23 protein-coding genes are annotated in these 23,379 nt (G+C 65.1%); 17 read left to right on the top strand and 6 right to left on the bottom strand.

The genetic code is table 11. The annotated features are described in order from the left end of the window. The first annotated feature begins 10 nt into the window (after positions 1 to 10). The 14 genes from BIWAKO_RS17685 to BIWAKO_RS17750 all read left to right on the top strand — a co-directional run bounded on the left by BIWAKO_RS17685 (position 11) and on the right by BIWAKO_RS17750 (position 13,411). On the top strand, positions 11 to 988 hold the full coding sequence (locus tag BIWAKO_RS17685; RefSeq protein ID WP_201788703.1) for an ABC transporter ATP-binding protein: 978 nt from the start codon (positions 11 to 13) through the stop codon (positions 986 to 988). Beyond that, entirely contained in the window at positions 981 to 1,949 is a 969-nt protein-coding gene (locus BIWAKO_RS17690; protein ID WP_069879770.1) for an ABC transporter ATP-binding protein, read from the top strand. The genes BIWAKO_RS17685 and BIWAKO_RS17690 overlap by 8 nt, the downstream gene beginning before the upstream one ends. A 107-nt stretch (positions 1,950 to 2,056) precedes the next feature. Next, a complete protein-coding gene (locus BIWAKO_RS17695) occupies positions 2,057 to 3,511 on the top strand; it encodes a methyl-accepting chemotaxis protein (protein ID WP_084651523.1) in 1,455 nt (484 codons plus the stop codon). A 76-nt stretch (positions 3,512 to 3,587) separates the two neighbouring features. Further along, a complete protein-coding gene (locus tag BIWAKO_RS17700) occupies positions 3,588 to 4,076 on the top strand; it encodes a response regulator (protein WP_141740141.1) in 489 nt (162 codons plus the stop codon). A 96-nt stretch (positions 4,077 to 4,172) separates the two neighbouring features. After that, complete coding sequence (locus BIWAKO_RS17705; protein WP_069879771.1) at positions 4,173 to 4,469, top strand: STAS domain-containing protein; 297 nt, start codon at positions 4,173 to 4,175, stop codon at positions 4,467 to 4,469. A gap of 5 nt (positions 4,470 to 4,474) precedes the next feature. After that, entirely contained in the window at positions 4,475 to 4,834 is a 360-nt protein-coding gene (locus BIWAKO_RS17710; protein WP_069879772.1) for a response regulator, read from the top strand. A gap of 9 nt (positions 4,835 to 4,843) precedes the next feature. After that, positions 4,844 to 7,156: a chemotaxis protein CheA gene (locus tag BIWAKO_RS17715; RefSeq protein ID WP_069879773.1), complete on the top strand. Its 2,313-nt coding sequence runs from the start codon at positions 4,844 to 4,846 to the stop codon at positions 7,154 to 7,156. Positions 7,157 to 7,158: 2 nt separating this feature from the next. Continuing rightward, positions 7,159 to 7,668 (top strand): chemotaxis protein CheW, encoded by a 510-nt coding sequence (locus BIWAKO_RS17720; RefSeq protein ID WP_069882586.1) that lies wholly within the window; start codon positions 7,159 to 7,161, stop codon positions 7,666 to 7,668. Positions 7,669 to 7,744: 76 nt separating this feature from the next. Next, positions 7,745 to 9,745, top strand: a complete 2,001-nt coding sequence (locus tag BIWAKO_RS17725) for a methyl-accepting chemotaxis protein (RefSeq protein WP_084651527.1) — start codon at positions 7,745 to 7,747, stop codon at positions 9,743 to 9,745. A gap of 24 nt (positions 9,746 to 9,769) precedes the next feature. Further along, positions 9,770 to 10,618: a CheR family methyltransferase gene (locus BIWAKO_RS17730; RefSeq protein WP_069879775.1), complete on the top strand. Its 849-nt coding sequence runs from the start codon at positions 9,770 to 9,772 to the stop codon at positions 10,616 to 10,618. Further along, positions 10,615 to 11,211, top strand: coding sequence for a hypothetical protein (locus tag BIWAKO_RS17735; RefSeq protein ID WP_069879776.1), 597 nt, complete (start codon positions 10,615 to 10,617; stop codon positions 11,209 to 11,211). The genes BIWAKO_RS17730 and BIWAKO_RS17735 overlap by 4 nt, the downstream gene beginning before the upstream one ends. Continuing rightward, a complete protein-coding gene (gene cheB / locus BIWAKO_RS17740) occupies positions 11,208 to 12,323 on the top strand; it encodes a chemotaxis-specific protein-glutamate methyltransferase CheB (protein ID WP_069879777.1) in 1,116 nt (371 codons plus the stop codon). Before BIWAKO_RS17735 ends, cheB begins: the two co-directional genes overlap by 4 nt. A gap of 10 nt (positions 12,324 to 12,333) precedes the next feature. Continuing rightward, positions 12,334 to 12,717, top strand: a complete 384-nt coding sequence (locus BIWAKO_RS17745) for a response regulator (protein ID WP_043233413.1) — start codon at positions 12,334 to 12,336, stop codon at positions 12,715 to 12,717. A gap of 124 nt (positions 12,718 to 12,841) precedes the next feature. Beyond that, a complete protein-coding gene (locus tag BIWAKO_RS17750) occupies positions 12,842 to 13,411 on the top strand; it encodes a glutathione peroxidase (protein WP_069879778.1) in 570 nt (189 codons plus the stop codon). An 8-nt stretch (positions 13,412 to 13,419) separates the two neighbouring features. Here the strand turns inward: BIWAKO_RS17750 and BIWAKO_RS17755 are convergent, their stop codons facing one another. The 5 genes from BIWAKO_RS17755 to fliK form a co-directional block, all read right to left on the bottom strand. Next, positions 13,420 to 14,838, bottom strand: coding sequence for a mannose-1-phosphate guanylyltransferase/mannose-6-phosphate isomerase (locus BIWAKO_RS17755; RefSeq protein WP_069879779.1), 1,419 nt, complete (start codon positions 14,836 to 14,838; stop codon positions 13,420 to 13,422). An 82-nt stretch (positions 14,839 to 14,920) separates the two neighbouring features. Continuing rightward, the gene (mog, locus tag BIWAKO_RS17760) at positions 14,921 to 15,466 is read right to left on the bottom strand and encodes a molybdopterin adenylyltransferase (RefSeq protein ID WP_069879780.1); all 546 of its coding nucleotides are present in this window, start codon (positions 15,464 to 15,466) and stop codon (positions 14,921 to 14,923) included. A 169-nt stretch (positions 15,467 to 15,635) separates the two neighbouring features. Then, positions 15,636 to 16,778 (bottom strand): GNAT family N-acetyltransferase, encoded by a 1,143-nt coding sequence (locus BIWAKO_RS17765; RefSeq protein WP_069879781.1) that lies wholly within the window; start codon positions 16,776 to 16,778, stop codon positions 15,636 to 15,638. 46 nt (positions 16,779 to 16,824) lie between these two features. Continuing rightward, on the bottom strand, positions 16,825 to 17,118 hold the full coding sequence (locus BIWAKO_RS17770; protein ID WP_069879782.1) for an EscU/YscU/HrcU family type III secretion system export apparatus switch protein: 294 nt from the start codon (positions 17,116 to 17,118) through the stop codon (positions 16,825 to 16,827). Continuing rightward, positions 17,115 to 18,671, bottom strand: coding sequence for a flagellar hook-length control protein FliK (gene fliK, locus BIWAKO_RS17775; RefSeq protein ID WP_069879783.1), 1,557 nt, complete (start codon positions 18,669 to 18,671; stop codon positions 17,115 to 17,117). The genes BIWAKO_RS17770 and fliK overlap by 4 nt, the downstream gene beginning before the upstream one ends. A gap of 148 nt (positions 18,672 to 18,819) precedes the next feature. Here fliK and BIWAKO_RS17780 point away from each other — a divergent pair, with 148 nt between their 5' ends. Then, positions 18,820 to 19,830: an aldo/keto reductase gene (locus tag BIWAKO_RS17780; RefSeq protein ID WP_069879784.1), complete on the top strand. Its 1,011-nt coding sequence runs from the start codon at positions 18,820 to 18,822 to the stop codon at positions 19,828 to 19,830. Positions 19,831 to 19,935: 105 nt separating this feature from the next. After that, complete coding sequence (locus tag BIWAKO_RS17785) at positions 19,936 to 21,753, top strand: monovalent cation:proton antiporter-2 (CPA2) family protein (RefSeq protein ID WP_069879785.1); 1,818 nt, start codon at positions 19,936 to 19,938, stop codon at positions 21,751 to 21,753. Position 21,754: 1 nt separating this feature from the next. On the opposite strand, the gene BIWAKO_RS17790 is transcribed toward BIWAKO_RS17785, so the two are convergent. Next, positions 21,755 to 22,360: a TetR/AcrR family transcriptional regulator gene (locus BIWAKO_RS17790; protein ID WP_069882587.1), complete on the bottom strand. Its 606-nt coding sequence runs from the start codon at positions 22,358 to 22,360 to the stop codon at positions 21,755 to 21,757. Positions 22,361 to 22,463: 103 nt separating this feature from the next. Between BIWAKO_RS17790 and BIWAKO_RS17795 the strand changes: the two genes are divergently transcribed. Continuing rightward, on the top strand, positions 22,464 to 23,204 hold the full coding sequence (locus BIWAKO_RS17795) for an SDR family NAD(P)-dependent oxidoreductase (protein WP_069879786.1): 741 nt from the start codon (positions 22,464 to 22,466) through the stop codon (positions 23,202 to 23,204). The last annotated feature ends 175 nt before the right edge of the window (positions 23,205 to 23,379 follow it).

The raw sequence follows: 23,379 nt of genomic DNA on the forward strand, positions 1-23,379 counted from the left end.
CGCCATGGCCGTGCCCCAGTCGCTACTCTCGGTGCGGGACCTCAAGGTCGTCTTCGACGGCCGACATGGCCCGCTGACGGCGCTCGACGGCGTCTCGCTCGAGATCGCGCCAGGCGAGATCCTTGGCGTTGTCGGCGAGTCGGGGGCGGGCAAATCCCTGACCGGCACGGCGGTGATCGGCCTGCTCGATCCGCCCGGCCGGGTTGCAGGTGGCAGCATCCATCTCAACGGCCGGCGCATCGACAATCTCCCAGCCGAGGCGATGCGCCTGGTGCGGGGCAAGGAGATCGGCGCGATCTTCCAGGATCCGCTGACCTCGCTCCATCCACTGCTCCGGGTCGGGGATCAGATTGTCGAGACGATCCTGGCGCATCTGCCGGTCAGCCGTGGCGAAGCGCGGGCACGGGCGCTCCATCTTCTCAAGGAGGTCGGCATTCCCGCCGCCGAAACGCGGATCGACCATTATCCGCATCAGTTCTCAGGCGGCATGCGCCAGCGCGTGGTGATCGCGCTGGCTCTCTGCGCCGAACCCAAGCTGATCATCGCGGACGAGCCAACGACGGCGCTCGACGTTTCGATCCAGGCGCAGATCATGAGCCTGCTCAAGCGGCTCTGCCGCGAGCATGGCACAGCGATCATGCTGGTGACACACGACATGGGCGTGATCGCCGAGACTGCAGACAGGGTCGCGGTGATGTATGCCGGACGGGTCGTCGAGGTCGGTCCTGTGAAGGATGTGACACGCCACCCCAGCCATCCCTATACGGCCGGGCTGATGGCTTCGATCCCGAGCGTGCATGAGCGCCATCGCCATCTCAACCAGATCGACGGCGCGATGCCGCGGCTGAACGCCATTCCGAAGGGCTGCGCCTTCAATCCGCGGTGCGGTTCTTGCCGCGACCGCTGCCGCGACGAGCGGCCTTCGCTGGGCGCGGGGCTCCATATCGCCGCCTGCCACTTCCCCTTGCGTGAGCTGGTTCATGGCTGAAACCGAAACCATTCTCGAGGTGAAGGCGGCGTCCTGCCGCTTCGACGTCTCGGCGCCCTGGCTGTCCCGTCTGGCTTCGCATGAGCCGCGCCGTGTGTTGAGGGCGGTCGAGGATATCTCGTTCACGGTCCAGCGTGGCACCACTTTCAGCATCGTCGGCGAGTCCGGTTGCGGGAAATCGACGCTGGCACGCATGATCGTCGGGCTGCAGCGCCCGACCGAGGGCAGCTTGCGCTTTGCCGATATCCGCCGCCTCGATGGCAGCTTCGGTCCGCCACGCGTTCAGATGATTTTCCAGGATCCCTATGCCAGCCTGAATCCGCGCTGGCGCGTCGGCGACATCATTGCCGAGCCGATCCGCGAGCTGAAGCTGCGGAGCGATGACGCCCAGGTGACGGAACGCGTCGGCGATCTGCTCGAGATCGTCGGGCTGTCTCGCGCCGACGCCCGGCGTTTCCCGCATGAATTCTCCGGCGGCCAGCGGCAGCGCATCTCGATCGCCCGTGCACTGGCGACCGAGGCCGACTTCCTGGTCTGCGACGAGCCGACCTCGGCACTCGACGTCTCCGTGCAGGCACAGATCCTCAATCTCATGGTGAGGCTGCAGGCCGAGTTCGGCCTGACCTATCTCTTCATCAGCCATAATCTCTCGGTGGTTCGGCACATGTCCGACCATCTGGCGATCATGTATCTCGGCCGCTTCGTCGAGGCCGGCCCCGCCGATGAGGTCTTCAACCTGCCGCGCCATCCCTATACGCGGCTGCTGCTCGACACGATTCCCGATGTCGAGAGGCCGAACCGGGAGCGCAAGCCGATGTCGGGCGAGGTGCCGAGCCCGATTGCACCGCCGAGCGGCTGCGCGTTTCACCCGCGCTGTGCAAGTGCCGTGGAGCGCTGTTCGCAGCAACGCCCTCCGCTGCGCGATTTCGGCGATGTCCGCCTCGCCTGTGACAGGGCGTGATCGGTACGCGGAGGGAAGGTTAACGGCCGAACTGGCCGTTAACGCGCGATTTACCGTGTTTTGCCTAGGGTAAGCGAGGCTTCCTCTGGTCGCGGATACATCTCGCCATGCAAGCACAGGCGCTCAAGCTGCCGGAGACGGCCAATGAGGATGTGCTCAATGGGACTGCGGCCGCCCGCGCCATTGGCGAGATCGCGGAGCGCTTCGGCAAGCTCGGGATCGAGATCACGGATATTTCCGGCCGCATCGGCGATGTCACACGCCAGCTCGAAGGCCAGGCCGAAGGGCTGCACCGCGTCGTTGCGTCCGTCGAGCAGGTTTCGCGTTCCAATCGCTCGATCCAGAGTTCGGCGGAAGACGCTCAGAAGGCGGCTTCTGTCGTCAAGAGTGGCCTGGAACGTGTCACTGGAGCGGTTCGGCATGGGCTGAAGGCTGCCCAGAGCGATATCGAGACGCTGAGCCAGGGGGCCGAATCGATTTCGGCTGCGCTTGCCGAGGCGGTCGCCAATGCCCACAAGGTTCGTGAGGCGAGTGACGCCATCCAGACGATCACGCGCGAGATCCAACTGCTCTCGATCAATGCCGGTGTCGAGGCGGCGCGGAGTGGTTCGGCGGGGCGCGGGTTTGCCGTCATCGCTGCGGCGGTGAAGCAACTCTCCGAGCAGACGCGTGAGGCGACCGCGCTCAGCACCCGACAGCTCGACGCGCTTGTGGAAACGGTCAATCAGCTTGCCCGCCGCAGCGTCGAGAATGCAGCGGTAGCCCGCCGCGCGAGCGAGGAGAGCAGGGGAATATCCCGGCAAGTCGGCGAACTCGACATTTTCGGTCGCTCGGTCGTCGGGCTGATCGGCGATATCGATGCGATCTCGAATCCGACGCGTGAGAATGCCATCGCCTTCGCCAAGGTAGGCGAGGATCTCAAGGCACTCGTCGCCGGTGTCGACCAGTCGAGCGGCAACCTCGATCTCGCGTCGGGCCGGGCGGCTTCGCTCGTCTCGATCAGCGAGGCGATCCTCGGCTCGATTGCGGCTTCCGGCGTGCGCACCGCGCAGTCGGAACTGATCGCCACCGCCATGGAGGCGGCGCAAGCCATTTCCGGGCTCTTCGAGGACGCCGTGGCACAAGGCGAAGTCACGATGGTCGATCTCTTCGACGAGACCTATCGTCCGATCGGCGGCTCGGATCCTCTGCAGCATATGACGCGTTTCGTCGCGTTGACCGATCGTCTGCTGCCGCCGCTCCAGGAAAGGCTGCTGGCCGCAAACAGGCGCGTCGTTTTCTGCGCGGCCGTCGATCGGAACGGCTTTCTGCCGACCCATAACCGCAAATACTCGCAGGCGCAGGGACGGGATCCGATCTGGAACAATGCGAATTGCCGGAACCGCCGCCTCTTCGCGGATCGCACCGGGTTGGCGGCTGCCCGCAACCAGAAACCTTTCCTGCTGCAGACCTATCGGCGCGACATGGGCGGCGGCCAGTTTCTCGTCATGGAGGACCTCTCCGCGCCGATCTGGGTCAAGGGGCGCCATTGGGGCGGATTCCGTTTCGGTCTCAGCGTTTGAGGCGACCGCATTAACGGCCTGTGAGCGTTCCTGCAGGCAAGACTACGCGTAGCGCCAGGATGGCGCGTCGGGTTGAGTGAGTGTCCGGTCCAGCGTCATGCATATCGCGCCGTCTTTTCCCAATCTCTCGGTCCTGCTGATCGATAGCAGCGCGCATTACCGGCGCATCGTCCGGACCATGCTCTATCAGGCGTCGCTCCACCGCATCTTCGAGGCAGCGGATTTGTCCTCGGCCGCAACGATGTTCATTCAAAAGCAGCCGAACATCGTGGTCCTGGACTGGGACCTGCCCGATTCCGGCAGCGTCAAATGCCTGGCATCGATCCGTTCGTTCAAGACTTCGCCCTTCGCCAAGGCTCCGGTTCTGGTGATGATGGAACGCCCCGACCGCCGCTCGGTCGTGCAGGCGGCCAAGCTCGGGGCGCACGAGATCATCACCAAGCCGATTTCGCCCAACGCGCTCTGGCTGCACCTGTCCGGGATCATCAACATCCCGCGCAAGTACAAGGAGCAGAACGGCAGCATCTCGCTCGTTCCTCGCGCCATCAGCAATGCCATGTTCTGAACGCATCTGCCTCGGAAACGCCCAAAGCGTTGACGCCGGGGTGCCGCCGATTAGCGAAATTTTTACCAATCTGGCGTGATCTTCCATCCGCCAATAATGGGTCCCGCCGCCGTGGTCATCACCGTCTCGCTTCCAGCCTTTCTCGGTCGTTCCGAGGCGGCAGCCTTCCGCAATCAGCTGCTCGTCGCGCTGGAGCAGAAGGAGAGCATCGCCGTCGAATGCGCTGGAGCTGGCCCCCTGCCCAGCCTCTGGATTCAGCTGCTCCATGCCGCCGCGACCAGCGCGCAGGCAAAGGGGCTCAGCGTCACTCTCAAGGCGGCCTCGGAAGAGTGCCGCAAGTCCCTGCAGGCGATCGGCTTCGATCCTGCCCAAAGCGCTCTCGTCCTGGAGTGATATCGATGCGAATCCTGGCCATCGACGATACAAAGACCCTGCTCAGTCTGCTCAGCCTGACGCTTCGCAATGCCGGACATGAGGTGGCGGAAGCGGAGAACGGCGAGGACGGCCTCGTCAAGTTCGAGCAGTTCCAGCCCGATCTGGTGATCACCGACCTCAACATGCCGTTGATGGACGGAATCGAGTTTACGCGCGCCTGCCGTGCCCGGCCGGCCGGCCAGAATACGCCGATCATCGTGCTGACGACGGAAAACGGCGCCGAGATCAAGGCGGAGGGCCGGCGTGCCGGCGCCAGCGCCTGGATGGTCAAGCCGTTCGAGCCCAACACGCTGCTCGGCCTCGTTGCTCGCTATCAGAACTAAGGCTGGCTGATGGATCCGTTAGCGGAACTCAAACAAACGTTCTTCCAGGAATGCGAAGAGCTTCTCGGCGCTCTGGAGCAAAAGCTTCAGGCGCTTGATGAGGGCTCACGCGAGCCCGAGGACGTCAACGCCGCATTTCGCGCGATCCATTCGATCAAGGGCGGGGCAGGGGCCTTCGGTTGCACGGAGCTCGTCGCCTTCGCCCATGTCTTCGAGGCGTCGCTCGATCATTTGCGTTCGGGGCGTGTCGCGATCGAGGACGCTCCTTTCGGACTGTTTCTGCGCTGCTCGGATGCCGTTGCCGATCTGGTCTCGGCCGCGCGCAATGACGAGCCGGCCCGCCCGCGTCCGGATCTGCTCGAAGCACTGGAACGTGTCGGACAGGCTGAACCCGTCGCGGCAGCTCCAGCCGCTGCCGTATCCGCACCTCCAGTGCCCTCGGTTCCGGCGCCTGCGAGCGATGACGCCCCGCCCGGCATCGCCGCGCTCGGCAACCTGCTTGCGATGGTCGAGGCGAAGTCCGCCGCGCCAGTGAAGCCGGTCGATGACGGCTGGGACGACGAGCCGGTCGCTGCGCTTGCTCCGGCCGAGCCGGTGAAGGCCGGTAGCGAGATCTGCCTGCGGATCACGCCGGACCGCGACCTCTTCCGCCGCGTGATCGAACCTCGCGTCGTGCTGGCGGCCCTGCCGTCAGAGGACATCGTTTCCGTCTCCTGCGACCTGAGCCACGTGCCGTCGCTGGAGGAACTCGACGTCACCGATTGCTGGATGCGCTTTGCCGTGAACCTGCGCACGCAGATGTCGGTCGAAGAGCTGCACGGCAAGTTCGATTTCACCCTCGCGACCGAGGAGTTCGAGATCGAGGCAATGCCCGAGCCGGCCAATGACGATGTGGCTTCGTTCGCGCCAGTCGCTGCCGTCGATGCGGAGGTGCCGCAGTCGGTTGCTGCCGATCTCTCGGCAATCCTGGCGAAGCTCGGGCCTGCTCCGGTCGCTGCGCCGGAACCTGCTCCGGTCCAGGCTCCTGCACCGACCCCCACCCCAGTCGACGCCGTGGCTCCGCCCGCGCCGCGTCCTGCGCTGCGTGCGCCTGCCAATGATGCTCCTGCGGCCCGCCAACGCCAGGCCGTCAGCGTTCGTGTCGACCTCGACCGCATCGACAAACTGATGAATCTCGTCGGCGAGATCGTCATTACCCAGTCCATGCTGGTCGAATGCGTACGCTCGCTGCCCTACGACGTCTATGCCAAGACCGCCGAGGGCATCCTGACGCTGTCGCGCCAGACGCGCGAGCTGCAGGATCATGTCATGGCGGTGCGCGCGCAGCCGGTGAAGGCCGTGTTCCAGCGCATGCCGCGCCTCGTCCGCGAGCTTGCACAGACGCTCGGCAAGGAAGTGCGCCTGGTGCTCGAAGGCGAGAACACCGAGGTCGACAAGACGATCATCGAAGAGCTCGCCGATCCGCTGACCCATATGATCCGCAATTCGATGGATCATGGCCTGGAGACGCCGGAAGAACGCGGGGCAGCGGGCAAGGGGCCGGAGGGGACGATCCAGCTCACCGCTGAGCATCGGGCCGGGCGCATCGTGATTTCCGTCACCGATGATGGGCGCGGCATCAATCGCGAGAAGCTGCTCGGCAAGGCCCGTTCGCGTGGCCTCGTCGGCCCCGATGAAAAACTCGCGCCCGAGGAGATCGACCAGTTGATCTTCGCCGCTGGGCTTTCGACCGCGGAGGCCGTCAGCGACATCTCGGGCCGAGGCGTCGGCATGGATGTGGTGCGGCGCAATGTCGAGTCGCTCGGCGGGCGCATCAGCGTCGATTCCGAGCCCGGCCGCGGTTGCAAGTTCACCCTGGCATTGCCGCTGACGCTCGCGGTGCTCGAGGGCATGGTGATCCGCTGCGGCGACGATCGCTACGTCATCCCGATCGCGAGCGTGATCGAGACCCAGCATCTCGCCAATACGCCGATCGAGCATCTCACCTTCGGCCAGGAAGTCCTGCGCTGGCGCGGTGAGGTCACGCCGCTCTACCGGCTCGGCGCCGTGATGGGCTCGTCCGGGCAGCGCGACGAGAACATCATCATCATCGCCGAAACCGAGCGCGGCGGTAACGTCGGAATTGCGGTCGACGAGATCGTCGGCCAGCAGCAGGTCGTCGTGAAGAGCCTCGAGGCGAATTACGGCGCGGTCAACGGCGCATCCGCCGCGACCATCCTTGGCGACGGCCTCGTCGCCCTGATCCTCGATGTCGATTCGATGCTGAGACTGGCCGCGACCGGCGGCCGGCAACCCGTTCCCGAACTGAAAATGGCTGGATGATCATGACCCTTCAACTCGGCGAAAAGCACTTCTCGTCGGCGCAGCCTGAATCAGCCGTGCGCCGTATCGTTACCTTCCGCGTCGGTGATCGGACCTTCGGCATCGATGTCGGCATGGTTCGCGAAATCAAGGGCTGGCAGGTGACCACGCCCCTGCCGCATGCGGCTCCGCATGTGCGCGGCGTACTCAATCTGCGCGGCGTCATTCTCGCGGTCTACGACCTGCGCACCTCGATCGGTCTCGGTGTCACCGATGCCACGGCAACCCATGTCATCGTCGTCGTCGATGTCGAGGACAAGACCGCCGGCCTGCTGGTCGACTCGGTCTCCGACATCGTCGATGTTCCGGTCAGCGCGGTTCGCCCGGCGCCGGATCTGGAGCGTGACGAGCATGGTCTGATCGAAGGCCTCGTGCTGCTCGACACCGAGATCGTCGCCCTGCTCGACCTCGCGGCCGTGATCCGCGAAGGCGGGGCCGAAACCCCTCTCGCTCGGACGACCCGGGCGGCTTGATCATCATCTGACGCGGCAACGCGCCAGATGACTGAGCCGGGGAAGGCCAACGTGCCAAGAAAGACACGACAAGAACATGGGCAGCTTCGCCGGTTCCCTTTCGAGACTCTCGGTACGGTTGCCGCTGATGTTTCTCGGCGCGGCCTTCGTTTCGGGCGGCGCCATCGGCGCTGCCGCCTACCATGTCGCCTGGGGGCGGCTGAATGACCTTGCGCAGCTCGGGCTGAGCGCCGCCGATATCGACGGTGCCGTGCGATCGGCCATTCCGCAGATGCTGGGGATCAGCGCCGTTTCGCTGGCCGCGATCGCGGCCGTCGGCTGGTTTGCGGCGCGCTCGATCTACCGTCCCATCGTCGAGATGCGCGACGCGGTTGGCCTGTTGGCCCAGGGCGAGAACGCCGCGATTCCGGGCCTCGCCCGTGGCGACGAGATCGGCGACCTCGCCCGCGCCCTGAAGAGTATTCACGAGACCGGGGTCGAAGCCGCGCGTATCCGTGCCGCGCTCGATGACTGCCGCACCAATGTCATGGTTTGCGATCGGCAGAACCGCGTCGTCTACGTCAACAAGTCGCTGCTGAAGTTCTTTGCCGAGGCCCAGGAGGATTTTCGCACGGCCTTCCCCGGCTGCTCGGCCAAGGACATGCTTGGCCGGGTCATGGATGCCGTATACGGCGATCCGGTGTTCGGGCGGCATGATGTCGGCGGGGTCCGCGCGGTCCGCTACGCGCTCGGCCGGCGGACCATTTCGCTGTCGCTGAGCCCTGTCCTGCATGCCAATGGCGAGCGTCTCGGCACCGCCGTCGAATGGCTGGAACTGACCGACGAACTTGCCGCCGCCAACGAGGTTGCGGATGTCGTCTCGGCGGCTGTCGAGGGTGACTTCTCCCGCCGTATTCCACTCGCGGGCAAGCCGGAGGCGATGGCTCGCATTGCCGAGGGCCTGAATCAGATCAATACGCTGGTGGAAGGAGCGGTCGGCGAATTTTCGAGCGTGCTCGGTGGACTGGCTGAGGGCGACCTGAGCCACCGCATGGAGGGGGACTATCGCGGCGGCCTCGCAGAGCTGAAGCGCAGCCTGAACGGAGCACTAACCCATCTCGGCCAGACCGTCTCGACCATCCAACTGACGGCGGGCAATGTTTCGCGAGCCGCGATCGAGATCAATTCCGGCGCAGGCGACCTTGCCAGGCGGACTGAAGCGACAGCCGGCAATCTCGAGGAGACGGCTGCGACAACCGAGGAACTGGCAGCCTCCGTCAAGCAGAGCGCGGCCCGCTCCCGCGAGGCGACCCAACTGGCCGGAGAGGCCATGAATGTGGCCAATGACGGCAGGGTTGTCGTGTCGCAGGCTGTTGGCGCCATCGAACGGATCGAGACGTCCTCCGTTCGCATCTCGGAGATCGTCTCCGTGATCGACGGTATTGCGTTCCAGACCAATCTGCTGGCGCTCAACGCGGCGGTCGAGGCTGCGCGGGCCGGTGATGCCGGCAAGGGGTTTGCCGTCGTGGCCTCCGAAGTGCGCGCCCTGGCACAGCGTTCGGCTCAGGCTGCGCGGGATATCAAGGGTCTCATCGCGACCTCCAACGAGCAGGTCGGCGAGGGCGTGCGCTTCGTGCGCAGCACCGGTGAAGCCCTGGAGCGGATCGTGGCGGCTGCGAGCAAGGTCTCTGCGACCGTCGCGGAGATCTCTTCCGCGACCGCCGAGCAGGCGCATGGCATCGAGGAAATGAGCCAGACCGTCGCCCATATGGACGAGATGACCCAGCAGAACTCGGCTCTGGCGGAGCAGAGTGCGTCATCTGCACATGAACTGATGGCGGAAATCGACAGGCTGAAACAGCTTGTTGCCGTCTTCCGCATCGAGGAAGGGTTTGCTGCGCCGTCGGTTCATGCTGCGCAGACCGAGCCAGCCCGATTGCAGCGACTTGCGGCTGCCGCGCTCGTCGAGCAGGCGCGTGTCGCGCCGGCGGTCCGCCGCCCGGAGCCGCGTCGGCCGGATCCGACGAAAGCCCCGGCGGTCCGTCCCGCGCCGCGCCGCATCGCCAATGGTCGCGTCGATGATTGGGCCGAGTTCTAGTTCGATGTTGTCAGGTTCACAGTAATGCTCGCGCCTCAAGGTCTTCCCGAAGCCACACTGACACGTGAGGACATGGGCTTCATCTCGAAGCTCGTCTACGAGCATGCCGGCATCGTCATCCGCGAACACAAGGAAGCGATGACGCGTGGCCGCCTCTCCCGGCGCGTCAAGGCGCTGGGAATGGGCTCGGTTGCGGAGTACTGCTCCTTCCTGAAGACGCCCGGCGCGCAGGACGAGATCCCCGAGCTGATCAACGCGGTTACCACCAATCACACCGCCTTCTTCCGTGAGCGGCATCATTTCGACCATCTGCGCCGCGATGTGCTGCCGCGGCTGGTTCAGGAACGCGGTGGCCGGCGCGGACGTATCCGGATCTGGTCCTCTGCCTGCTCCTCCGGCGAGGAGCCCTACAGCATCGCGGCTGTCTCGCGCGATGTCATCGGCTCACGCAGCGATCTCGATTTCCGCATTCTGGCGACTGATATCGACACCGACATCCTCAACCGGGCGGAAGCCGGCATCTATCCAGCGGAGCTGTTCGAGCGTCTGCCGGCTGATGTCAGGCCGCTGCTGCGCCTGGACGGGCAGGCAGCGCGAGGAGAGGCGCGGATCAGCGATGACCTGCGCCGGCTGATCGCCTTCAAGCGGCTCAATCTCATCGAAAACTGGCCGATGCGTGGCCCATTCGACGCGATCTTCTGCCGAAACGTCTTCATCTATTTCGATACCCGGACCAAGGCCACGATCCTCGACCGCTTCGTCGATCTGCTCGCGCCGGGAGGCTTCCTCTATCTCGGTCACTCCGAGTCGCTACCGCAACCTCACCCGCAGCTCAGGCTGATCGGCCGCACGATCTACGAGAGAACTCCATGAGTATCACGCGGTCCTCTCGGCGCTATTTCGACCCCCGTTTCGAGGCGACGATCATCACCGTCGCGCCAGGCGAGCACGAGATCACCTCGGCGAAGGACGAGATCGTCGCGACTGTGCTGGGGTCCTGCATCTCGGTCTGCATGCGCGATCCGCAGGCAGGGGTCGGCGGGCTGAATCATTTCCTGTTGCCGAAGAACAACGGTGGCAACGATGCCAGCGCCGGCGAGCGTTATGGCGACACCGCGATGGAAGTTCTCATCAACGGCCTGCTCAAGCGCGGTGGCAAACGAAATCATCTTGAAGCCAAGGTTTTTGGCGGGGCACGGGTCCTGTCGGGAGCAACCATGCTCGCCATAGGCGACGGCAACATTGCCTTCGTGCTCGACTTCCTCAACCGGGAAGGCATTCCCATCGTCTCCAAGGATGTCGGCGGCACACGCTCGCGGCGAATCCACTACCAGCCTTCCACAGGACGGGCCTGGGTGCAGCATGTGCAGCCGAGCGTCCGCAGCAGCGAGCACGAGCAGGAAGTGGCCTATCTCAACCGACTTAAGACCCAGCCTGTCGCAGGTGATGTCGAGATCTTCACATGACCCTGAACCAAACACCATCGGCCAAACCCGTCACTGTCCTCGTCGTCGACGATTCCGTCCTGATGCAGAAGCTCATGACGCAGATCATCGACTCTGCCCCCGGCTTCAAGGTGATCGGCGTCGCCGGCAGCGCGGAGGAGGGTTGGGACGCGATCCAGGAGCTGCGGCCAGACCTGCTGACGCTCGATCTTGAACTGCCGGGACGGCACGGCCTGAAGTTGCTGGCGCGCGTGCTCAAGCAGGACCCGTTGCCGGTGCTGATCGTCTCAGCCTTCGGCGGCCCAGGCGCCGACAACACCATCCAGGCGCTCGAACTGGGCGCGATCGACTTCATCGAGAAGCCGGACGGCACGACGCATACGCTCGAAGGCTTCATGAAGCATCTGGTGGCTGCGCTTCACCGCGCCTCGGCGAGTCGAAAGATGCTTGCAGCCGCGCGCGCTCTGGCGCGCGAAGCCGCGCCGGCAAGGCCAACTCCCGTTCGTGAGCCGGCGCGCGCTTCCGCCTCGCCCGGCGGGCGTACGTCGTTGATCGCGATCGGCGCCTCGACCGGCGGGGTGCCGGCCGTGCAGGTGGTGATGCGGGACCTCGCCAATCTGCGCATCCCCATGGTCGTGGTCCAGCACATGCCCGCAGGCTACACGGCAAAGTTCGCGGCACGCCTGGCGGCGGCCACCGGGCTTGACGTCCGTGAGGCGGCCGACGGGGACAAGTTGAAGCCTGGCATGGCGGTCGTCGCGCCAGGTGGCCTGCGCCATCTCGAGATCGAGGAGCGCCGCGGGGAACTGGTCTGCGTCCTGAAGGAAGGGCCGCTGGTCAGCGGTCATTCGCCATCGGTCGATGTCATGTTCCACTCGGTGGCGCGTAGCCTGGGTGCCCATGCGGTAGGCGTCCTGCTGACCGGGATGGGCCGGGACGGGGCAGACGGTTTGTTAGCCATGCGCAAAGCCGGCGCCGAGACGTTAATTCAAAGTGGCGAAACCTGTGTGGTAAACGGGATGCCGAAAGCAGCATTCGAGATCGGGGCCGCTGATCGCGTTGTGGCACTCGACCAGATTGGCGCCGCTATCGGCCACCTGATCGCAGAACGTCCGCATCAGCGCACCGCGTGAGGAGAGCGTGATGAAAGCCAGAAGTGACTACCGGATCCTCGTGGTCGACGACCAGAAGAGCATGCGCGGTCTTGCCACCTATTTCCTGAAGCAGATCGAGTTCCAGGACATCGATGAGGCGGAGAATGCACGCGAAGCGCTGATGAAGATGCAGACCAAGCGCTATGACCTGCTTCTGCTCGACTGGAACATGGACGGAATGAGCGGCATCGATCTGCTGCGGGCGATTCGTTCCGTGCCGGAGCTCAACCAGATCAAGATCATCATGGCGACCTCCGAGCGCTCGGTGGACAAGATGGATGAGGCGACCAGCAACGGCGCCGACCACTATGTCGTGAAACCCTATGAGCTCCGCGATCTCGAAGTACGGGTGAAGAAGGTTCTCGCCTGCTGAGCGCAGGCGGTTCGAGGCCAATCTCACCATTGTGATCCAGCGCCCCGGGCCTTCATGGCTGCGGGGCGCTCTCGTTTGCGCCAGTATCTGTGCCGGATCATGAGATTTCGCGGGAGGGCAGGCCATGCCGCTGCTTCGTCGTGACGTGTTGGGCCTGATCGGCGGGCTCGCTGCGAGCCCATCATTTGCCATATCGCCCGATACGCAGAGCGCACCCGACGCCTACCAGTTTGCGTTCGTCCGGCTCGAGGGCGGGCATATTCCGCTGGCGGCCTATCGCGGCAAGCCGATCCTGATCGTCAACACGGCTACCAATTGCGGCTACGCAGGGCAGTTCGCAACACTTGAGCAGCTGTGGCAACGCTATTCCGGCCGTGGCCTGATGTTGCTGGCGGTTCCGAGCAATGACTTCGGTGGGCAGGAGCCGCTCGAAGGCATGGCGATCGCGGAGGCAGCGCGCCAGACCTATGGCGCGACTTACCCGTTCGCTGCGAAATCGAGCGTGCGCGGCCCCGACGCCCATCCATTCTATCGCTGGGCGGCCAGCCGGCGGCCGGCCGAGGTTCCGACCTGGAACTTCCATAAATATCTGGTCGGACGCGATGGCAGCCTCGTTGGAGGCTTTCCCGCGAGTTCGGATCCTGTCGGCTCACAGCTGATCCGGGCTATCGGTCAGGAACTGCACTCGGCCTGAGCCCGCTTTCAGCTGCGCGCGTAGACGTCCTCGATACGAATGATGTCGTCCTCTCCGGTATATGAGCCGACCTGAACTTCGATCAGTTCGAGGTCGATACGGCCGGGATTGTGCAAGCGGTGGACGCAGCCGATGGGCAAGTACACTGATTCATTCTCATGCACGTGCGTGATCTTGGCATCGACCGTGACCTCGGCCGTTCCCGAAACCACGACCCAATGCTCGGCGCGATGAAAATGCTTCTGCAGGCTGAGCAGTCCGCCTGGTTTGACGTTGATACGCTTAACCTGGAAGCGCTGGCCGATATCGATACGCTGATACCACCCCCATGGCCGGTAGACCCTCAGGTGCTCGCTCGCCTGCGGCCGGCCATCGGCCTTCATCAGCTCGACCAGGTTCTTGACCTTGCCGGCGGCGGCCATCGATGAAACGAGCACGGCATCGCGCGTCGCAACGACGATGACGTCGTCGAGGCCAAGCACCGTCGTCAGCATATCGTCGCTGCGGACATAGATGCCGTGGCTGTCGAGCGCGACGACCTCGCCTTCGAGGACGTTGCGATCGGCGTCCTTCGGCTTGACCTCGTGGATCGAGTCCCAGGCACCGATATCAGACCAGTCGAAGCTTGCCTGCACGACGCCCGCTGCCTGGGTCCGCTCCATTACGGCATAGTCGATCGAAATCTTGGTTGCCTGGGCGAAGGCTTGCGGATCGAGGCGCAGGAAGTCGAGGTCGCGGGTCGCCTTGGCAATCGCGTCACGCGCCGCATTCAGCACGTCCGGAACGTGGCGTTCCATCTCGTCGCACATCGTCGCGGCGGCAAAGACGAAATTGCCGCTGTTCCAGAGATAGCCTTCTTCCAGATAGCGCGTGGCGCGATCGAGATCGGGCTTCTCGACGAAACGCTGCAAACGATTTGCGCGCTCGCCGGGCAGGGGCTCGCCGAGGGCGAGATAGCCATAGGCCGTCGAGGGATGCGTCGGGGGAATGCCGAGCGTCATGATCAGGCCGGACGCAGCGAGTTCGGCGGCGATCGCACAATCCTCGCGGAATGCAGCAGTGGCGTGGACGACGTGATCAGCTGCAAAGGCCGCGCAGATCGCGCCGGCTCCGCGTTGCTCCGCCAACAGAGCGCCGATCGCGACCGCGGCGGCGGAATCGCGTCGTTCCGGTTCAAGGACGATGTCGCCCTTGATGCCCATCGCGAGCATTTGTTCGGCGACGATAAAGCGAAAGTCATTGTTGGTGATGACGATCGGCGCATCGAAACGTGGGTCGTGGAGCCGCTGCAGGGTCGCCTGGAAGGTCGATATTCCGTCTCCGAGCAGTGGAATGAACTGCTTGGGCAAGGTATCGCGCGACAACGGCCAGAGCCGGGTGCCGGCTCCTCCGGCCATGACGAGCGGAACGATTTTGGGGGCTGACATCGGGCGCGCTCTTTTCGGGCAGGTCGTGACCGCCTTCCTTACAGCAACGTCACTACCATTGGTTAAACTCGGGGGGGACGGTTCAGGGCTTGGTTTTCTGGGCGGGACGGAAGGCGACGATGATGGCCGGATCGGTGTCCAGATAGGGCCCCCCGATCAGGTCGATGCAGTAGGGTATGGCGGGCATCACGGCGTCGAGGCATTCGGCGATCGCGCGGGGTCGCCCCGGCAGGTTCACGATGAGGGAGCGACCACGGATGCCGGCGGTCTGGCGCGAGAGTATCGCGGTCGGCACCTTGGTGAGGCTGACCTGGCGCATCAGTTCGCCGAAGCCGGGCATCGGTTTCTCGACAACGTCGTCTGTGGCCTCGGGCGTGACGTCGCGAGGAGCGGGACCGGTGCCTCCCGTCGTGACGATGAGACAGCAGCCCTCGCGGTCGGCAAGTTCGATCAGGGTGTCGGCAATCGCCTTGCGGTCATCCGGGATAACCCGTGCAACGGCCGTCCAGGGCGAGGCGAGCGCATTCTTCAGGTAGTCGCGAATGGCGGGGCCGCCCTCATCGGCGTAGATGCCGGCTGAGGCCCGGTCGGATACCGTGACGATTCCGATCTTGATATCGCTGGTCATGCCGTCGCACCGTTGCAGGATGATCCTGGCCGGTATCGGGCAGGCGGAGGGCCCGGTCAATCTCGTCACGAGCCGTCGCCTTCCAAGCCGGACGTCGGCTCGACAGAGCGGCGTCGCGGAGCTGTTCTCAGCTGATGCGTACGAGGTCGCCAGCCGAGCCGCGAGATCTCTATCGGCGCTTTGCCGATTGATGCCGATTGCGCAGGCGCCGCAGCCACATGCGGGCAAGGGCGGCGACCTGTGCCGGTCCCGGTATCGCGCTGCCGATCGCGATGATCACATTCGCCATGGTCCTGCGTTCGCCCCAGACATAGGTACCGGGATCGACGCCGTCGCCCGCGCCGCTGTCGAAGAAGGCCGGCGGCGTCTCCATGAAATCGGCTTGGAGCATCGCAATGGTCAGCGCTCGCCCTGGCGAATGGCGCGCCTGGGTCTCGTCATAGGCGATCTTCAGAAACTGGCGGGTATTTCCGCTCTCGACGAGCAGTCCCATCGCCATGGGTTTGCCATCGAGGAGCAGCGTGTCGAGCTGGAGCGCGTCCTGTTCGGCGAAGAGTTCGACGAGCCGGTGGAAATAGGCTGCGTCATCAGGCAGGCAGGCGATTGCGGTTGCGCCTTCCCCCTTCCAGCCAGCCGCTTCGAGCGCAAGGAAGGTCTCGAATGCCTCGCCTGCGGCCTGGCGACGCTTGCGCTGGAAGGAGACCACGCCGTTCCGTGCGATCGCCCGGAACTGCTGCATGCGCTTCTTGTAGCTTGAGCCAAGCGCGCGACGGAGATAGCGCTCGGCACCGTCGCCGGGCTGAGCGATCATCACGGGACGCTGCCAGGTTTCGAATGTCGTCAGCCCGCTGCCGGTGACGCGGCAAGCCTCCTGGAGCGCACGAAAACCTGGCCCCTCCACGGACAGGAGCGGCAGAGCCAGGGTTTTCGGCAGGTCGCGCGATGCGGCGAGGTGGCGCAGCAGAGCGAGCGCGATATCCTCGGCATTGTCGCGATCCAGCACGGGGGCCGATGAAACCTCGTAGACCGGCACGAGCGGAGCGGCGAGGATGGGGGTAAAGCCGCTGCGCCAGTCGCGCTGCCGACGCAACGCCCAGATCCCGACGAGGCTCTCGGACCCGAGCGCTTCACTGCGCCAGGCCGTCAGGATGACGATGCGGTCATCTGGAACCAGGACCCGCGCAGCCGCGACAGTGGCTGGCGACATGGCGGGGTTGGGCTCGACCGCTCGTTCCGCGAGTTCGGCGAAGGCTGCGCCATAGCCGACATAGTCGCCAAGCCGCGTGCGCCTGATGACGATCTCGGCGCTCATCCGACCCTCATGCGGAGGCGGCAAGCCGGCTCTGAGCAGGACTGGATCAAGACTGGCCGCCGCCCTGCCTGCCGAGGCGCATCTCGCCACGCAACGATAGCACAAAGGCGATGACCTGCGCCGCGGCCCGGTAGAGTTCCTCGGGAATCTGATCGTCCAGCTCGACCGTGGAGAGAGCCTGCGCGAGCACGGCGTTCCGCTCGATGTCGACATCATGTTCGCGGGCCGTCTCGATGATGCGTTGAGCAAGCTCTCCGCGGCCCTTTGCCGTGACGCGCGGAGCGCCATGGCCGTCATACTCGAGCGCGACTGCGAGCGGATCGGGAGAGGGAGGGGTCATGACAGACGATCCAGGAACTGGCCGGCGGTCGCTCGCCTAGCTTGCGGCTGGCCGGTATGAATGTCGACGGTTCCGTCCTCAAATTGTGCATTGGCCAGCGCTGCCTGGAGATCAGGCGCAGCGCCGCGCAGGAACTGGCTCGTTCCCTCGCGTTCGGCCCAAAGCGAGACGCTCACTGCGCGTCCCTGGAGCGTTACGACACCTTGCAGCGGACCCATCGGCTCGGCGTCGAGGGCAAAGCGCACGCGCCAGAGGGGCGCTTCGACACCGGAGGGGCCGCGGCGCGGCGGGTCCTTCTCTATATGCAACGGCAGGATCGCGGCGCCCGCTTGGAAGGCGAGAGGGATCTCCGTCACCCAGCGTTGGCCTTGCGCGACCTCGGGACGGTTAGGCTCTGGCGGCAGAGATGCGAACTGGGCGAGCTTGACGCGGTCGAGCGCGGCTTCAGTCTGGTCGAGCAGGGTGCGTGCGATGACGAGCGGCTTCTCTCCGGCCGACAGGCTGGGTTCGGCAATCGATTGAGGGGCGAGCGCGCCGTCGCGCCGTGGCGGGGACGGGCGGATATGCGCTTCCGGCTCGCTCGCGGCCTGCTCTGCCGTCCTTGGTTCTGCTCGCGCCGGTTTGAGCCCTGGAGCGGTGGCGTCCGGGGCGACAAGCGGCCGCAGCATGTCGCCGAGCGCGCGTAACCCAGCCTTCAGATCGCTGTGAGGAGAGACGCCGGGTGCGGCTGCTTCCGCGCGGTCGCTTGCTCGCGAAGGCAGTCTTGCCTCCTGCGCATCCAGGAAAAGTCCGGAGCGTGCGACGGCCTGCTTCAAGCTCTTGCCGGTTACGGGTCTACGCTCAGCCGGCATGGCCTGAGCCAGGATCTGGTCGATCAGGCCCATCAGGGGCTTGGGCAGGACGAGGGAGATCGTACCGTTGGCAAGCACCTGCAGATTGGCGAAGAGCGGCGCGAGACTGTCCTGCCGAGCGAGAGCCTCGCCCATCAGCGGGCCCGCAAGTGCGCGCGGCGAGGGCGCCGCTTCCGATTGCAGCAGTTGGGCCGACGCAGGGGCCGCCGCAATGGTAGCGGGGATTGGCAAAAGTGCTGAAGAGCTTGCGCCGATAAGACGCGGCGACGAAGCGGGCAGGCCGGGGGGGGCGGCTTGCGGAACCGGCGGCTTGGCGCTGCGGCCCGTCTCCGGCGCAAGCGGTGCGAGCGCCGGCTCGCGCCGCGGACCGTCGATGGGCACCAACTGAGCCGGAGGAGCGAGAGCTTCGCCAGGCTGACGAGCCGCAAGCAGCGTCGCCCGCACCCCCGTTCCACCGTCTTCCGGGGCCTCGATCTTGAGTGTGAGCATTGTGCCGGGCTGCAGCGCAGCCTGTCGGACTTCCGGGCCGGCGAGAACAAGGTCGATCTTCACGCCATCGATCAATGCTGTCGCGGTACCGTCCTTGCCCAGGGAGAGCAAGCGCGCTTCGACCGTCTTGCCGGGCTCGAGGCCGGCTCCGGGAGCCAAGGCTGCAAGCAAGGTGGCGAGGGTCTGGCTCTGGACGAGAGCGGCGAGATTCATGGGGGAGCGACCATTGACTGACTGTCGCAGCTTCCCATGAAATCTTAAGGAATCTCTTGCCCTTGCAAGGCATCTCTGCATGCCTCGCTCTGGTGCGGGCCCCTGTGATGAGGCAGGTTTGCGCGCCAATGCATCAGGGACAACGCAGATGAACTATCGTCGGCTCGGCCGTTCCGGCCTGAAGGTATCGCCTCTATGCCTGGGGACGATGATGTTCGGAGGTGCGACGGAGGAAGGCGACGCACGAGTCATCGTCGATCACGCGCGCGCGGCCGGGATCAATTTCATCGACACGGCCGACGTCTATAACGAGGGCCGCTCCGAAGAAGTGACCGGACGGGCCATTGCCGCGAACCGGCATGACTGGGTTCTGGCCACCAAGGTCGCGAGCGTCATGGGGCCGGGGCCCTATCAGAGTGGCCTCTCCCGGAAATGGGTGATGCAGGCCTGCGAGGACAGCCTTCGGCGGCTCGGGACGGATTTCATCGATGTCTACTATCTCCACAAGGAAGATCACACCGTGCCGCTTAGCGAGACGGTGCGTGCCCTCGCTGATCTCGTGCGCCAGGGCAAGATCCGGCATTTCGGCGTTTCGAACTACCGCTCGTGGCGCGTCGCCGAAATCTGCCGTCTCTGCGATGAACTCGGCATCGACCGGCCCGTGGCCAGCCAGCCCTATTACAACGCGATGAACCGCATGCCAGAGGTCGAGCATTTGCCGGCCTGCGATTTCTATGGCCTGGGTGTCGCGTCCTATTCGCCACTCGCCCGCGGCATTCTGACGGCGAAATACGAACCGGGTCAGGCACCGCCGGAGGGCACGCGGGCCGGCCGCGCCGACAAGCGGATCATGCAGACCGAATGGCGCGAGGAATCGCTGATCATCGCCCGCACGATCCGCGACCATGCGGCCGCGAAGGGGCTGACCCCGATCCAGTTCGCGGTGCAGTGGGTGCTGAACAATGCGCTGGTGACGGCGGCGATCGCCGGTCCGCGCACCCTCGAACAATGGCAGGCCTATCTCGCGGCGCTCGATGCCCGTTTCGACGCGGAGGATGAGGCCCTGGTCAATCGGCTCGTGCCTGCCGGCCATCCGTCGACGCCGGGATACAGCGATCCAGCCTACCCGCTGGAGGGACGGATCACGCGCAAGGCCTGAGGCCGGCCTCGCCGGAGTGGAGCTTGCTCTTTCCCGATGGGCTGCGCCAATAGGCGCTTGCGAGTGCCGCAACCGGGCCGGTGCCTGGCAGGAGCAGGAGGGCGCATGGCGGTCGAAGGCCTTACCGGTGATCTCGTCAAGGTCGTGGCGCTGCTGGGTGCTGGTGTCGTCGCGGTGCCGATCTTTCGCCGTCTCGGCCTTGGTTCCGTGCTCGGTTACTTCACCGCCGGTGTCGCCATCGGGCCATCGGGGCTGGGTCTCTTCGCCAACCCGGAGGCCGTGCTCCACGTCGCCGAGTTCGGCGTCGTCATGTTCCTGTTCATCATCGGCCTGGAGATGCAGCCCTCCCGGCTCTGGAAGCTGAAGGGTGAGATCTTTGGGCTGGGTGCCGCGCAGGTCTGCTTGTGCGGCGCGCTGCTGACCGGTGTCGGCCTGCTCGCGGGCCTGAGCCTTCCCGCTGCCTTCGTGGCCGGAATGGGCTTCGTCCTGTCCTCGACCGCCGTCGTCATGCAGATGCTGAACGAGCGTGGCGAGACCTCGACACTGCATGGGCAGCAGGCGGTGTCGATCCTCTTGCTCGAGGACCTCGCGATCGTGCCGCTGCTGGCGATCGTTGCGCTCCTTGCGCCGGCGAAGCCGGGGGATACCGGCGACTGGCTCCCGCTCGTGATTGCCATCGGCTCCGTTATTGGTCTTGTGGTGGCGGGGCGCTGGTTGCTCAACCCGATGTTCCGACTGCTTGCGGCTGCGCAAGCCCGCGAAGTCATGACCGCGGCTGCCTTGCTGGTCGTGCTGGGAGCAGCGCTCGCCATGCAGTTGAGTGGGCTCTCCATGGCGATGGGGGCCTTTCTCGCCGGCGTGTTGTTGTCGGAGTCGAGTTTCCGGCACCAGCTCGAAGCCGATATCGAGCCGTTCCGCGGGATCCTGCTCGGCCTGTTCTTCCTTGCCGTCGGCATGTCGCTCGAACTCGACCTGATCGCCCGCGAATGGCGCCTGGTCGCATTGGCCGTGGTGGCGTTCATGGCGGTGAAGGCCAGTGGTATCTTCATCGTCGCCAAGCTGTTCGGCTCCAGGACCCGCGACGCCATCACGCGGGTGGCACTGTTCTCACAGGGCGGTGAGTTCGCCTTCGTGCTCTATGCTGCTGCGGCAGCGGCGGGCATCTTCGACGCTCAGGCTAACGCGGTGGCCAGCGCCACGGTCATCCTGTCTATGGCGCTTACCCCCCTGCTCGTATTGGCTCTCGATCGCCTGCTGCCACCGGAGCAGACCTCGCTGGACGGCGTCGAGATTGCCTCCGGCCTGCATGGCCGCGCGCTGATGATCGGCTTTGGGCGTTTCGGACAGGTTGCCAGCCAGACATTGCTGGCGCGGGGCTGCAGCGTCTCGATCATCGAAGTGGATGTCGAACTGATCCGCGCCGCGTCGAATTTCGGCTTCAAAGTCTATTACGGGGACGGCACGCGGCGCGAGATCCTGCATGCGGCCGGTGCCGAGCGGGCGCAGGTGATCCTGGTCTGTGTCGATAATCGCGTGACCGCCGACAGGATCGTCGCCATGGCGCAGGCTGAATTCCCGCACGCGAAGCTGTTCGTGCGAGCCTATGATCGCGGCCACGCGATGGACCTGATCCGCAGCGATGTCGAATACCAAATTCGTGAGACCTTCGAATCCGCCATGCTTTTCGGCGCTGCCGCACTGCGCAGCATGGGCGTGTCGGAGGAGGAGGTCGCGGAGATTGCCGAGGATGTGCGCCGTCGCGACGATGAACGGCTGGATCTCCAGGTCGCGAGCGATATCTATGCGGGTAACGATCTGCTCCACGGCAATACACCGATACCGACCCCGCTGACCGCACCCAAGGCGCCCGGTAAGATTCTGGGCTCCGCCCCGGACGATTATGGCGATGTCGGCGGCCCCTAGATCAGCCGGCCGTCAGCTGTTCCCAGCCCGCCATGGCGCCGCGGACAACCGCGTCCAGCTGCTGGCGGGACGCACCGTCGCGCGCCTGGATCGACATACCCTGTTGAACGGTGACGTAGTAGCTCGCGAGGGCTTCGGCATCGATACCAGATGGAATCTCGCCGGCGTTGATCGCGGTGCGCAACCGCCGGGCGATGGTCGCGACGCTTCCGGCGCGCATATCACGCAGTTTGGTCGCGGTCTCGTCGCTGACGCCAACGGCATTCACCGCCGAGAGCACGATCATGCAGCCGGGCGGGCGCCCGGGCCGCGTGAACACCGCAGCGCTTGCCGCCAGGAACGCGGAGACCGCCTCTCGGGCGGTTGGCGCGGCTGCCAACGGGCCGGCGATCTCATCGCTTTCACTCGCTTCGAAGAAGTCGATGGCTTCGCAATAGAGTTCCTCCTTGCTGCCGAAGGCGGCATAGAGGCTCGGCGAGCCAATGCCCATCGCCCCCGTCAGATCGCTGAGGGAGGTGGCGTGATAGCCCTTTGCCCAGAAAACCAGCATCGCCTTCTTCAGGGCGTCAGACCGATCGAAGGCGCGGGGGCGGCCGCGTTCCGTCATCGTCATTCCTTTTCTGTGTCGATCGATAGATAATTGCCTTGACGGTGGGACGCAAGCGCTCCATTTGTTTCTGTATCAATCATCATAGAAATGGAACTGCCTGATGTCACGCTTCACTGGAAAGAAGGCCCTGGTCACGGGCGGCAGCCGCGGCATCGGTGCCGCCATCGCCCTGCGATTGGCTCGTGAGGGCGCCGATGTGGCGATCACCTATGAGCACTCTGCCGACAAGGCAGGCGAGGTGGTCCGCGCCATCGAGGCGCTTGGCCACAAGGGATTTGCACTGGCCGCCGACAGCGCCGATCCGGAAGCGGTCAAGGGGGCGGTCGACAAGGCCGCAGCCTCGCTGGGTGGGCTCGACATTCTGGTCAACAATGCCGGCATCTGGCGTGGAGGAGCGGTTGCCGAGTGGAGTCTCGCCGATATCGATGCGACACTTGCCGTCAATGTTCGCGCTGTCGTGCTCGCCTCCCAGGCGGCCGCGGCACATCTCTGTGCCGGCGGACGCATTATTTCGACCGGGTCCTGCCTTGCAGATCGCGTGGTCGAAGAGGGGGCGACGCTCTACGCAATGAGCAAGGCGGCGCTGATCGGCTTCACCAAGGGGCTCGCCCGCGATCTCGGCCCGCGCGGCATCACGGTCAATATCGTGCATCCCGGCTCGACCGACACCGACATGAATCCAGCGATCGGCCCGCAGGCCGATGAGCAGCGCGCCCGCATGGCGATCCCGCGCTACGGCAAACCAGAGGATATCGCGGGGCTGGTGGCCTATCTGGCGAGCGAAGAAGCGCGTTTCGTCACCGGGGCGGGCTTTGCAATCGATGGCGGCGCCAACACCTGAAGACTGGCCTGGCGGCGGCTCAGTTCAGCATACAGAAGCCGCCGACCACCACTTCGCTGCGGCACCAGGTCCTTGGTTCCTCGGCGGTGCTGAGCCGCAGCATCGCTGGGGCCGTCGCGCTGGCTGTCGGGAAGGGAGGGCGCGACGGCGCGTCACCCTTGGCCGCATCCTGCTG

Source organism: Bosea sp. BIWAKO-01 (assembly GCF_001748145.1).
Taxonomy (GTDB): Bacteria; Pseudomonadota; Alphaproteobacteria; order Rhizobiales; family Beijerinckiaceae; genus Allobosea.

Excerpts from the sequence above, each read along its gene's own strand:
- BIWAKO_RS17690 (WP_069879770.1), top strand. The coding sequence starts at position 981 with ATGGCTGAAACCGAAACCATTCTCGAGGTGAAGGCGGCGTCCTGCCGC.
- BIWAKO_RS17695 (WP_084651523.1), top strand. The coding sequence starts at position 2,057 with ATGCAAGCACAGGCGCTCAAGCTGCCGGAGACGGCCAATGAGGATGTG.
- BIWAKO_RS17705 (WP_069879771.1), top strand. The coding sequence starts at position 4,173 with ATGGGTCCCGCCGCCGTGGTCATCACCGTCTCGCTTCCAGCCTTTCTC.
- BIWAKO_RS17710 (WP_069879772.1), top strand. The coding sequence starts at position 4,475 with ATGCGAATCCTGGCCATCGACGATACAAAGACCCTGCTCAGTCTGCTC.
- BIWAKO_RS17715 (WP_069879773.1), top strand. The coding sequence starts at position 4,844 with ATGGATCCGTTAGCGGAACTCAAACAAACGTTCTTCCAGGAATGCGAA.
- BIWAKO_RS17720 (WP_069882586.1), top strand. The coding sequence starts at position 7,159 with ATGACCCTTCAACTCGGCGAAAAGCACTTCTCGTCGGCGCAGCCTGAA.
- BIWAKO_RS17725 (WP_084651527.1), top strand. The coding sequence starts at position 7,745 with ATGGGCAGCTTCGCCGGTTCCCTTTCGAGACTCTCGGTACGGTTGCCG.
- BIWAKO_RS17730 (WP_069879775.1), top strand. The coding sequence starts at position 9,770 with ATGCTCGCGCCTCAAGGTCTTCCCGAAGCCACACTGACACGTGAGGAC.
- BIWAKO_RS17735 (WP_069879776.1), top strand. The coding sequence starts at position 10,615 with ATGAGTATCACGCGGTCCTCTCGGCGCTATTTCGACCCCCGTTTCGAG.
- cheB (WP_069879777.1), top strand. The coding sequence starts at position 11,208 with ATGACCCTGAACCAAACACCATCGGCCAAACCCGTCACTGTCCTCGTC.
- BIWAKO_RS17745 (WP_043233413.1), top strand. The coding sequence starts at position 12,334 with ATGAAAGCCAGAAGTGACTACCGGATCCTCGTGGTCGACGACCAGAAG.
- BIWAKO_RS17750 (WP_069879778.1), top strand. The coding sequence starts at position 12,842 with ATGCCGCTGCTTCGTCGTGACGTGTTGGGCCTGATCGGCGGGCTCGCT.
- BIWAKO_RS17755 (WP_069879779.1), bottom strand. The coding sequence starts at position 14,838 with ATGTCAGCCCCCAAAATCGTTCCGCTCGTCATGGCCGGAGGAGCCGGC.
- mog (WP_069879780.1), bottom strand. The coding sequence starts at position 15,466 with ATGACCAGCGATATCAAGATCGGAATCGTCACGGTATCCGACCGGGCC.
- BIWAKO_RS17765 (WP_069879781.1), bottom strand. The coding sequence starts at position 16,778 with ATGAGCGCCGAGATCGTCATCAGGCGCACGCGGCTTGGCGACTATGTC.
- BIWAKO_RS17770 (WP_069879782.1), bottom strand. The coding sequence starts at position 17,118 with ATGACCCCTCCCTCTCCCGATCCGCTCGCAGTCGCGCTCGAGTATGAC.
- fliK (WP_069879783.1), bottom strand. The coding sequence starts at position 18,671 with ATGAATCTCGCCGCTCTCGTCCAGAGCCAGACCCTCGCCACCTTGCTT.
- BIWAKO_RS17780 (WP_069879784.1), top strand. The coding sequence starts at position 18,820 with ATGAACTATCGTCGGCTCGGCCGTTCCGGCCTGAAGGTATCGCCTCTA.
- BIWAKO_RS17785 (WP_069879785.1), top strand. The coding sequence starts at position 19,936 with ATGGCGGTCGAAGGCCTTACCGGTGATCTCGTCAAGGTCGTGGCGCTG.
- BIWAKO_RS17790 (WP_069882587.1), bottom strand. The coding sequence starts at position 22,360 with ATGACGGAACGCGGCCGCCCCCGCGCCTTCGATCGGTCTGACGCCCTG.
- BIWAKO_RS17795 (WP_069879786.1), top strand. The coding sequence starts at position 22,464 with ATGTCACGCTTCACTGGAAAGAAGGCCCTGGTCACGGGCGGCAGCCGC.